Annotated in this window: 2 protein-coding genes; one reads left to right on the top strand and one right to left on the bottom strand. The window is 47.0% G+C overall.

Annotated features, from left to right (window positions below; all coding sequences use genetic code 11):
• Window positions 1-85: transposase-like zinc-binding domain-containing protein (locus tag H6F93_RS35700; protein WP_524537882.1), on the bottom strand; the 85-nt coding region annotated here is incomplete at its 3' end.
• 1,222 nt (window positions 86-1,307) lie between these two features.
• On the opposite strand from H6F93_RS35700, the gene H6F93_RS07900 reads away from it, so the two are divergent.
• A complete protein-coding gene (locus tag H6F93_RS07900) occupies window positions 1,308-12,341 on the top strand; it encodes a tandem-95 repeat protein (RefSeq protein ID WP_190679987.1) in 11,034 nt (3,677 codons plus the stop codon).
• The last annotated feature ends 1 nt before the right edge of the window (window position 12,342 follow it).

Below are 12,342 nucleotides of genomic sequence, written 5' to 3'. Positions count from 1 at the left end.
TGCACTGCTTACACTTGTAGCATTGTCTCCCTCGACGATGCCCGTTCTTAGCGACTTGAGTTGAATTACATTGAGGACATTTCATTCTTCTATCATGCCAAACCAAGCATTACCCTTGCAGCAACGCCAAGTAGGAAAGAGGGTTTACTTAACTTTCCAAGGATAACTGAGCAAAGATAACTTGCGATCGCTAGTTAGCAGGAAATAGGGATTAATCCAAAGCTTGAACAGCCACAAAATGAGTAGTGTAAACACAACTGCCAGCGCAGTCATTCAAAAAAAGCAGACAAAATACTGCTGTCAGACACTAGTACGACCAAAAGCCCAAAGGGATTTGAGTCAACCGAATTAGAACATACTAACGTCAGTTGGAAAAAGCCGGAATAGATGAGGTGGTAATTCTTAATCTTGTGTAGAACGTACGCACAAAGTATTTCCTCCACGACATATCAAGTGAAATAAAATTTCAAGAGCTTGTTGAGACAAAGAACTAGAATTATATCAAAAACTTCCTCGAAAAATACTTAGAGAAGTAGAACTCAAACCATTAGCTTCATAAAGCTAATTGCCTACAGCATTTCAACCTAGTTCTTTCAGCTTGGTCTTGAGATTCTGATTTTTTGAGATGCAATTCTTCAGACTCCAACTCAGCCACGTGGCTGATATTGCGAGTTTCCTATTGTAATTAGATGAATTTTTAGAAATAAACCAGTCAAGCAACTAGTTCTTGATCTACCAGCGCTGCTGTTGAAGGTTAGTGTGATTGATACTAACCCTTACCCAGGAAACAAAACGGTTTCAAAATGTTTTCAACTCTTGTTGAATTTCTCATTCGATTAACTTTTATAGTCAAGTTTTTCTTTAACGAGAAGTTACTGCAAAAAACAACGAGCTTAGCGTAACCTTTTCTCTCTTGGATCAGCATATTTACGTAAGCAACTATGCTAAATGCTTCCTTTCATCAGTCATTTCACTTGATGAAAAACTGACTTGCTAGGGAACAATAATCGTAAATAACCAAAAATTAAGTAAAAGGCTTAAGCCTATGGCAATAAAAGATTTTCCAACTTCATTGCTTGCCTAAAAAGATATTTGAGCATCTAAATCTATTCAAACTACTTCAGATATCTAAACAGCAATTACCTCAGAAACAAGCTTCAACATCTTTTTCAACATTTATTTCAATAAGTCTTATGGGACAAGCAGAGTACTCTACTTGCCTCACAAAGTAATGTATCCGCTGCTGAAAAGAGACCGAGTTTCAGTTAACCTAATCAGCCATCCAGAGTAACCTTCAGGAAGCTACAATGCTCAACTCATCCATCCTCTTCATCGATGCTACGGTTAAAAACTACCAAGATCTTCTCTTTGGTATTGAACCATCAACACAGGTCTTTGTCCTAAATTCTGAAGAAGATGGGGTTCGACAAATCACTGATTTGTTTGCAAAGAATCCTGGGTGCAGCAACGTCCACATCGTCTCCCACGGTTCTCCAGGTTGCCTTTATCTTGGGCAGACACAACTCACCCTGGATACTCTCGATCGCTATGCTTGGGATCTAAAGACCTGGTTTACCTCCTTCCCTCTTCTCCCTTCCCCTCCCTCACTCCTGCTATATGGTTGTAACGTTGCGGTTGGAAATGCTGGGGCTGAGTTCATTGAGAAGTTGCACCAGTTCACTGGCGCGCAGATTGCAGCTTCTACGTCTCCCGTTGGTCATGCTTCGCTGGGTGGCACTTGGCAGCTTGACCACAAACTAGGACAAGTTCAAGCAACCCTCCCGATCGCCCCCTCCACGTTGGCTACCTATGAAGGAGTGTTAGCAGCACCTGTGATTAGTGACAGTATCACAATCACTCGCGCTGTTGATGAAGATAAAACTCTATCCATTACAGGAATTTCGGTTAGTGATGCGGATGCAGCAGACATCCAGACCATCACCCTCTCTGTTGCCCAAGGTCTCTTGAACCTCGCTTCAACCAGTGAACTAAGGGGAATTACAGGTAACAGCACAGGCAGCATTAGCTTCTCAGGTACGCTGTCTGCTGTTAATGCAGCATTAGCTGGGATGTCATACAAGCCGGGGCTAAACTACAGCGGTAATGAAACATTAGCCATTATAGTCAACGACGGAACTCAATCGGTCCTACGTAACGTGGCGATCGCTGTCACTCCAGTTAACGACACCCCAACCATTGCTCCATCCGGCATCAGTGTTGCAGAGGGAGGTAATAATTCCTTCAACGCTAGCAACTTTGGTATTGCCGACGTTGACAATGAAAATGTACAAATTATTGTCAAACTCGATAGCTTGCCTAGCAAAGGCTATTTAACATTCAACGGTAACTTTCTCGTAGTTGGTTCTACCTTTTCCTATGATCAGGTCGCTCAGTTACGATACGTGCATAGTAGTATCCAGACAACAGTACCAGGTGGAACGAGTGACGTTTTTACAATAACGGTTGACGATGGTGCAGGCGGAACTATTGGTGTAACGACCATTCCTGTCACGATTACTCCAGTTAACCAACTGCCCACAGTCAGCGGTACAAATACCCTATTTGAAGGAGAAACTAATCACCCGATCGCAATTTCCATTAGCGACTCAGACCAGACGGCTAGCAACTATACAGTTGAAATTCTCACTCTGCCTGTTGATGGCGTTTTGAAACTGGGGAGCAATCCCGTCATTGCTGGGCAAACGCTAAGTTCTGCGGATCTAGCAAATCTCACTTACAGCCACGATAGCAACGACGATAACTTTGGTAACCCTCCTCCCGATGGCTTTACTATCCGAGTGATAGACGACGGCGGTGGCACTGGCACTCCAGGTTCTACCACATCCACCGTTAGCCTCAATATTCAGCCCAACAACGATGACCCCGTTCTTGTTAGAAACACGGGACTACGTCTGAACACACTTTCAGAAGGTTTGATTAAAGTTATTACTCCTGCTGATCTAAGTGTCACCGATCCGGACTCACCAACTACCCAACTCACCTACACTCTCACTGCCGCACCTGACGCGGCGATCGGGGGACTAGAACGGTTTAACGGCACCAGTTGGGTAAGAATTGGTGTTGGTGCCAGTTTTACGCAGGATGATTTGAACAACAGTCGAGTTCGCTACGCATTCCACAAATCGTCTTCAGGTAATGAGGGTTTTGCCGATAGCTTTAGCTTTCAGGTTCGCGATGGGGAAATTCGTGAGTATCCCTCGACACGAGAAGGCGGCATTTGGAAATCAGATGGTTCTGCTCTACAAACCCTCACCTTCAACATTAATATTGATGTTCCAGCTACTGGAAGCGGTGGTACTGGTGGCACTCAAAACCCAACTGTTGTGGGTAATACCCCTCCAGTGATTGAGCTAAATAAGGGTCTTGCTAGTTTAAGTGAAGGTACCTCGACACTTATCACGAGTGCCCTTTTACGCGCAACAGATACAGATAACATCCCCAGTGCAATTGTTTACCGTATCACCGGTTTACCCAGCAGCGGTTCAATTCAACTCAATGGCACGTCACTTGGTTTATATGGCTCATTCACCCAGGATGATATCAACAAGAATCGAGTTACCTTTAATCATGCAGGCAACGAAGACTTTGATGATAACTTCCGCTTCACCGTTAGCGATGGTACTAATGTCACCTTTGAGCAAACCTTCACGATTGATATCACCCCAGTAAACGATGCGCCTACGGTTGCGACCAGTGGTTCGCCTTTTCTAGTTGAAGCAGGCACGCTAGTCATCAATAATTCCTATCTTTCACTCAGTGATGTTGATGGTACAGGTGAAAAATCAGGAATAGACTTTGCTACACCAAACTCGCTCACGTTTCGAGTTGTCACGCTGCCGACGTATGGGTCGCTGCAAGTTGATCAGGGCAGCGGTTTCGTGACAGTCACATCCGGCACAATCATCACCAAAGCGCAGCTAGACGGTGGAAAGCTGCTCTACATCCATAATGGAACTGAGAATTTTACAGATAGTTTCGCTGTCCAAGCAGACGACAACACAGGCACACCCAACAAACTCAGCACAATTCAAACAGTCAATCTCACCATTGCCTCCCTTAATGATAATCCTGCCTTCGCCTCCTCCACTTCATTAACAGTTGCAGAAGCGGGAAGCGGTATAATTAAAGGCTCAAATAGGGTGGCAGATAATGAGCCTCACCTGCTTTACACTGACCCTGACAATACCACAGTTCAGCGGCAGTATCGCATCACTGACGCGACTGATAATGGTACTTTGTTCCGCAACGGACAAGCGCTATCAGTAGGGAGTGTCTTTACCCAAGCTGATTTAGACAATAACCGTATCACCTATACTCACAATGGGTCAGAAAACTACACTGATGCATTTAAATTTACGGTGAGTGATGGTGGTGGTGCAGCAGTTCCTGGCAACTACACGATCGCTATTACGCCAACCAACGATGCACCTCAACTGGCTGTCCCCACTGCTCAGATTTTCAATACCGATACCCCACTGACGTTTAGCAATGCTAATGGCAATCGTATTACCGCCATCGACGTAGATTTGGATACGCTCAGTCCTGGCGAAACCGATGTTCTAAAGGTCACTGTTGACTTGCAAGCGGGTGGAACAACTTACACTGCCAGCACTTTGACCTTGGGTTCCATCTCTGGCTTAACGGTTACGGGCAGCAATGGTACTTTAGGTGGCACTGTAACATTTGAAGGAACAAAGGCAAGTATTCAGGCAGCTCTAGACGGCTTACAAGTACAGGTGCCAACGGATGAAGACCGAGTATTATCACTGGTGGTGACTGTTGATGACTTAAATAATGGCGGGCCTAATCCATCTCCATCTCCATCTGGATATAGCACGACCGTCACAAAGACCATTGCTCTCTTTACCAGTAATGATAACGATGCTCCAACTATTGCCTCTCCTGCAAGCGTTATAGCAACTGAAGATGTAGCGTTTGGCTTTACGGGTGGAAATGTTATTGCGATCGCCGATGTAGATGCCTTTACTTCCACAGTCAACACGGTCACGTTGAACGTGACGAAGGGTACTCTTACCCTTACAAATTCCAGTTTGATTACATCTGGCGCAAACAACAGTAGCACGATTACCTTAACTGGAAGCTTAAGCGCAATCAACTCGGCACTGATAGGTTTATCGTATAAGGGAAATAGCAATGTTAACGGTAGCGATACGCTAACAATCGTTGCCAACGACCAGGGCAACACGGGACTAAATGGTGGCGCAACCGATCCAAAATCAACGACTCAAACGGTCAACATAACTCTTGCCCCAGTCAATGATCAGCCTACTCTGGCAGCACCTACCGCAGTCCAGACAATTTCTGATACCAGCCCAAAAATCTTTAGTACTGCCAACGGCAACGCTATCACCATTGATGACATTGCTGATCTGCCACCTTACGGTTTAGATAACTTCACAGTTACTCTAAATGCGATCGACAGCACAACCAGTTCAGCCTATGGCATCCTCACAGCTGCTACTGGTTCCGGGGCAACCGTGAGTGGAGATGGCACAGCCAGTGTCACTATCACAGGAACAAAAGCTCAGGTAAATGCAACGTTAAATGGATTGGGCTACGCTCCTACCAACTATAACTCAGAGGCAACGGTCACTCTGGCAGTTGTCGTCAATGATACGGCGAACGGTGGACCCGGTGCATTAACCGACACCAAGAACATCACGATTCAGGTTAGCGATTTTAATGACCCACCTGTCATCACCAACCCGAATACCATAACCGCTACCGAAGAGCAATCATTTAGCTTTACAGGGACAAATCTCATTTCCTTGAGTGACCCGGATGATTTTGGCAAAACCCTAAGTATGACTCTGACAGTCGGTAAGGGAACTCTGGCATTCGGCACAATTACGGGACTAACCTTCACTAATGGCACCAACGGCAGTGCGAGCGTGACCGTGACCGGCACCAAAGCTGCACTCAACACGGCTTTATCTACACTGACCTATCAAAGCACTGTTAATGTCAATGGTTCTGATGCATTGAGTATCCTGGTGAATGACCTGGGCAATACTGGTGCAGGAGGAGCGAAAGCTGACAGCGAAACGGTCAACATCACAATTAATCCAATCAACGATGCTCCCACTCGAACCATCGGCGGTTCCGTTCCCTTTGGTACTGTCCCTGAAGATGCAGCACTGACTGGTACTTTAGTCTCATCCCTATTTGGCAGCAAGTTTGTTGACAACGTTGATCAGGTCACAGGGGGATCTTCCGCAAACAACTTTGCTGGAATTGCAATCACTAATAATTTGGCTACATCAGGCACTCAAGGTAGATGGCAATGGTCAACAGATGGCACCACTTGGAACAACGTTGGCACTGGAGTATCTACAACTGAGGCTCTTGTGGTAGCGGCAAACTCCTATTTGCGATTCCTTCCTAAGGCAAACTACAACGGAGCCGTTGGAAATCTATCTGTTCGCTTAATTGATGATTCTCAAGGATCTGTTGCATCAGGGAATATAGTCAATGTTGGATCTGGTGGCGGTACAACTCCCTATAGCAACAGCAATAATGCAATCAGCTTGACCACCAGTGTCACAGCAGTGAATGATGCTCCGATCGCCACTGGGTCGTCTACCTTAGCGGCTGTTAATGAAGATGCGGCATCTCCAGCCGGAGATACTATCACCAACCTGTTTACTACCAAATTTAGTGACAGTACCGACCAAGCTACGAACGGCTCTACTGCCAATACTCTGGTAGGGATAGCGATCGTCGGTAACACAGCAACAACTGAAGGTATTTGGCAATACTTTAATGGCACAACTTGGCAGGCTGTAGGTAATCCCAGTGCAACAAATGCTTTGATAGTATCAGCTTCAGATAAACTTCGATTCGTTCCGGCGGCTAACTATAATGGTGCAGTTCCTGCACTCAACGTGCATTTAATTGACAGTTCCACTGGAACTGTGACAACTGGAACGATCGTTAACCTAAGCGGAGGTGGCGCAATTGGAGGTACAACCCGCTATAGCGCCAGCACTGTGCCATTAACCAGCATCATCAACCCGGTTAATGATGCACCCACGTTTAATAATCTCGGTGGTTCTGTTTCGTTCACCGAAAACGGCACGGCGGTGATTTTAGATGCAGATGCGATCGCTAATGATATAGAACTTGGAGGACTAGATAATTGGAACGGTGCTAGCCTAACCTTGCATCGTCAAGGCGGGGTCAACAGTCAGGATGCATTTGGTAATAGTGGTACGCTCGGCACGTTGGCTCAAGGGTCTAGCTTCGTGGTAAACGGAGTCACCATTGGTACAGTTACGGCAAACAGCGGTGGCACTCTTGTTCTAACTTTTAATGCCAATGCGACTACTGTCCTAGTCAATAGCGCCCTTCAGCAAGTTACCTACCGCAATATAAGTGAAGGTCCATCCTCTTCGGTGGCGATCGCCTATACCCTCAATGACGACAACACAGGTGCCCAAGGCAGTGGTGGAGCATTGACTGCCACCGGAACAGTGATAGTCAACATCACTCCCCTTAGTGATGCTCCAGTAATTAGTGCTGGGGCAACGCTAGCTTACACCGAAAACCAAACAGCCCGAGTAGTTGACAATACTGTGACCGTGGCTGACGTAGATGACACCCAAATCAGGTCAGCAACCGTCACCATCAGCAATGGCTTCACTACAGGAGATGTGTTGGCTGCCGTTACTGGTGGCACTAACATCACAGCAAGTTACAACAGCAACACAGGTGTCTTAACGCTCTCTGGTACAGATACATTGGCGCGTTACCAGCAGGTTATGCGTTCAGTGACCTATCTCAACACCAGTGAAACTCCGACTCAAACAACAAACACTCGTACTGTCAGTTGGCAAGTTACAGATGCTAATTCCGATGGTGCTGGCGCTGCAACTAGTACACCTGTCACTAGCACAATTACCATCAATGCTTTGCCTGATTCAGTCAACGACACGTTCAGTACCAATGAAGATACACTACTAAGCGCTAGCGTTGCTGATGCAGATATCGGGGATGGCCCAGCTACCTATGCAGTAAGCAGCGCTCCTAGCCACGGTGTCCTCAACTTTAACCCGAACGGCAGTTTCACGTACACACCTAGCCCCGATTACAACGGTTCCGATAGCTTTACTTATCGGGTAACGGATGCAAATGGAGATATCGGAACGGCGATCGCCACCATCACGGTTAATCCAGTAGCAGACATTACCAATGACAACAGCACTACCAACGAGGATACTCCAGTCACAATTTCCGTGCTGGACAATGACACCTTTGCATCAGGAGCAACCGTTACAAGTGCCACCAACGGTAGCAATGGCAATGTAGTAATTAACTCTAATGGCACTGTCACCTATACGCCTAAGCCCAATTTCTTTGGGGCTGACAGCTTCACATACACCGTTATCTCCGGAGGTATGACCGAAACTACAACTGTCAATGTTACCGTGGATGCGGTTCCTGACCCCGTTAACGATACGTTTAGCACCAGTGAAGATACTCTTTTGAGTGGTAGTGTCGCTGATGCTGATGCAGGTGATGGACCAGCCACCTATGTGATAACAGGCGCACCTAATCACGGGGCTCTTAACTTCAATCTAGATGGCAGCTTTACCTACACGCCGAATCCGGATTTCAACGGTACAGATGCCTTCACTTATCAGGTAACGGATGCGAATGGGGATGTCGGAACAGCGATCGCCACTATCACGGTTAATCCTGTCACAGACATCCTCAATGACAGCAGCACTACTAACGAAGATACTCCAGTTAAGATTCCGGTACTGGGCAATGACAGCTTGGCATCAGGAGCCGCAGTCACAAGTGCCACCAACGGCAGTAATGGTAGTGTGGTCATTAACCCTGATGGTACTGTCACCTATACTCCTAAACCTGACTTCAATGGCAACGATAACTTTACCTACACCGTTTCCTCGGGTGGTGTGACTGAAACTGCAACTGTTAATGTCATAGTCAATCCTGTTGCAGACATCCTCAATGACAGCAGCACTACTGACGAAGACACTCCAGTCACAATTTCTGTTCTTGATAACAACAGCTTTGCATCAGGAGCAACCGTAACCGCAGTCACTAACGGCAGCAACGGCAGTGTGGTCATCAATCCCGATGGCACTGTCACTTACACTCCTAGACCCGACTTCAACGGCAAGGATAGCTTTACTTACACCGTCACGACCGTAGCAGGTAACACTGAAACTGCAACTGTTAACGTCACAGTGAGTCCTGTTGCAGATGTCCTCAACAACAGCAGCGCTACTAACGAAGATACTTCGGTCACAATTCCTGTTCTTGATAACGACAGCTTTGCATCAGGAGCAACAGTAACCGCAGTCACTAACGGCAGCAACGGCAGTGTAGTCATCAACCCGAATGGCGCTGTCACCTACACTCCTAAACCTGACTTCAACGGCAACGATAGCTTCACCTACACCGTTTCCTCGGATGGTGTGACAGAAACTGCAACTGTTAACGTCACGGTCAATCCTGCCACAGATATCCTCAACGACAGCAGCACTACTGACGAAGACACTCCAGTCACCATTCCGGTACTAGGCAATGACAGCTTTGCATCAGGAGCAACGGTAACTGCAGTCACCAACGGCAGCAACGGCAGTGTAGTCATCAACCCTGATGGTACTGTCACTTACACTCCTAAACTTGACTTCAACGGCAACGATAGCTTCACCTACACCGTTTCCTCGGGTGGCGTGACTGAAACTGCAACTGTCAATGTCACAGTCAATCCTGCTGGAGATATCCTCAACGACAGCAGCAGCACCGACGAGGATACTCCGGTTAAGATTTCGTTGCTAGGCAACGATAGCTTTACATCAGGAGCAACAGTCACAAGTGTCACCAACGGCAGCAACGGCACGGTTGTAATTAACTCTGATGGTACTGTCACCTATACGCCTAAACCTGACTTCAACGGCAACGATAGCTTCACCTACACCGTTTCCTCGGGTGGCGTGGCTGAAACTGCAACTGTTAACGTCACAGTCAATCCTGCTGTAGATATCTTCAACGACAGCAGCATTACTAACGAAGACACTCCGGTCACAATTCCTGTTCTTGATAACGACAGCTTTGCATCAGGAGCAACAGTCACAAGTGTCACCAACAGCAGCAACGGCAGTGTGGTCATCAACCCGGATGGCACTGTCACCTATACTCCTAAACCTGACTTCAACGGCAACGATAGCTTCACTTACACCGTCACAACCGTAGCAGGTAACACTGAAACTGCAACTGTCAATGTCACAGTCAATCCTATTGTAGATATCATCAGCGACAGCAGCAGCACCAACGAAGATACTCCAGTCATCATTCCCGTACTGGACAACGATAGCTTTGCATCAGGAGCCACGGTCACGAGCGTCACCAACGGTAGCAACGGCAGTGTGGTCATCAATCCTGATGGTACTGTCACCTATACGCCTAAACTTGACTTCAATGGCAACGATAGCTTCACTTACACCGTCACAACCGTAGCAGGTAACACTGAAACTGCAACTGTCAATGTCACAGTCAATCCTGCTGTAGACAGCATCAACGACAGCAGCAGCACTAACGAAGATACTCCAATCACCATTCCCGTACTGGGCAATGATACCTTTGCATCAGGGGCAACGGTAACCGCAGCCACCAACGGCAGCAACGGCACAGTTGTAATTAACTCTGATGGCACTGTCACCTATACGCCTAAACCTGACTTCAGCGGCAATGACAGCTTTACCTACACCGCCACAACCGTGACAGGTGACACTGAAACTGCAACTGTTAATGTCATAGTCAATCCTGTTGCAGATATCATCAGCGACAACAGCAGCACCGACGAGGATACTCCAGTTGTTATCCCTGTCCTTACTAACGACAGTTTTGCGTCAGGAGCCACAGTCACAAGCGTCACCAACGGTAGTAATGGTAACGTGGTCATCAACCCTGATGGTACTGTTACCTACGCCCCTAAGCCGAATTTTAACGGCAGCGATAGCTTTACCTACACCGTTACCTCCGGCGGTGTCACTGAAACTGCCACCGTTAATATTGCAGTGGATGCAGTTCCTGATCCCGCTAATGATGCATTCATAACCAGTGAAGATGTTTTAGTGAGTGACAGTGTCGCCGATGTAGATATGGGAGATGAACCAGCTACCTATACCGTAACGAGTGCACCTAGCAACGGAACTCTCAGTTTTAATTCTGACGGCACTTTCATCTACACACCGAACCCTGACTTCAATGGCACTGATGCTTTCACATACCAGGTAACAGATGCGGATGGAGATGCAGCAACGGCGATCGCCACTATCCTGGTCAAGCCCGTTGCTGACGCAGTTGGCGATAGTGGAGTTACTCAAAAAGGAAAGCCTGTCGTTATCAATGCTTCAGGAAACGATAGTTTCGAAAACAGTAATGCACTAATCCAAAGCATCACCCAAGGAAGAAATGGAACTGTTAGCATTAACCCAGATGGCACTGTCACCTACACTCCCAATGCAAGTTTCGTAGGCACGGATCGTTTTACCTACACTGTGAGCTCGGGAGGAGTAAACGAAACTGCAACCATCAGCATTCAAGTTTCCCCACCTCCAGGACCTATTCCCAACAACGGTTCATCTGGTCCAGATATCGTTATTGGGACTAATGGAGACGACATTCTCAACGGCTTTAGCGATATTGACATTCTTCGAGGACTTGGTGGTAACGACATTATTAATGGTGGTAGTAGCAGGGATGTCATGCGTGGAGATGATGGCAATGACATCCTCAATGGCGGTAGTGGCAATGATGATATGAGAGCAGGTACAGGAAAGGATATTCTCAATGGTGGTAGCGGTCAGGACTTGATGCTCGGTGGAACAGAGAATGATATCCTCAACGGTGGGCTCGGCAACGATCGCATCTATGGAGAAGCGGGTCAAGATACCTTAGATGGTGGAGATGGGCGCGATCGCCTCCATGGTGGACTTGGTAATGATACCTTGAGAGGTGGTCGTGGTGATGATCTGCTGACAGGTGGAGTGGGTAAAGATACCCTGACAGGTGGCCAAGGTCGTGATCAGTTTATCTATACCTCCGTCGGTGATTTTGGTGATGTCATCACCGATTTTGAAATTGTCAAAGATCGGATTAACTTCCGACCAATCCAAGGCATTCAATCCATGCGTGATCTTCGGTTTACTCAGAAAGGTGACGATACTTTACTGAAAGCCAACATCAACGGCAGCCTTAAAACTGTTGCAGTGCTTGAGGATGTCAACGCAAGTACACTCTCTCAAAGACATTTCATCTTCTAAA

The organism is Leptolyngbya sp. FACHB-671 (assembly GCF_014695745.1).
GTDB lineage: Bacteria > Cyanobacteriota > Cyanobacteriia > Elainellales > Elainellaceae > JAAUTN01.
Note: the sequence above shows the minus strand (reverse complement) of the source record. Positions and strands in the feature narration are given on the sequence as shown.

What these genes read in the sequence shown, in the direction of transcription:
- H6F93_RS07900 (WP_190679987.1), top strand. Translation starts at nt 1,308, where the DNA reads ATGCTCAACTCATCCATCCTCTTCATCGATGCTACGGTTAAAAACTAC.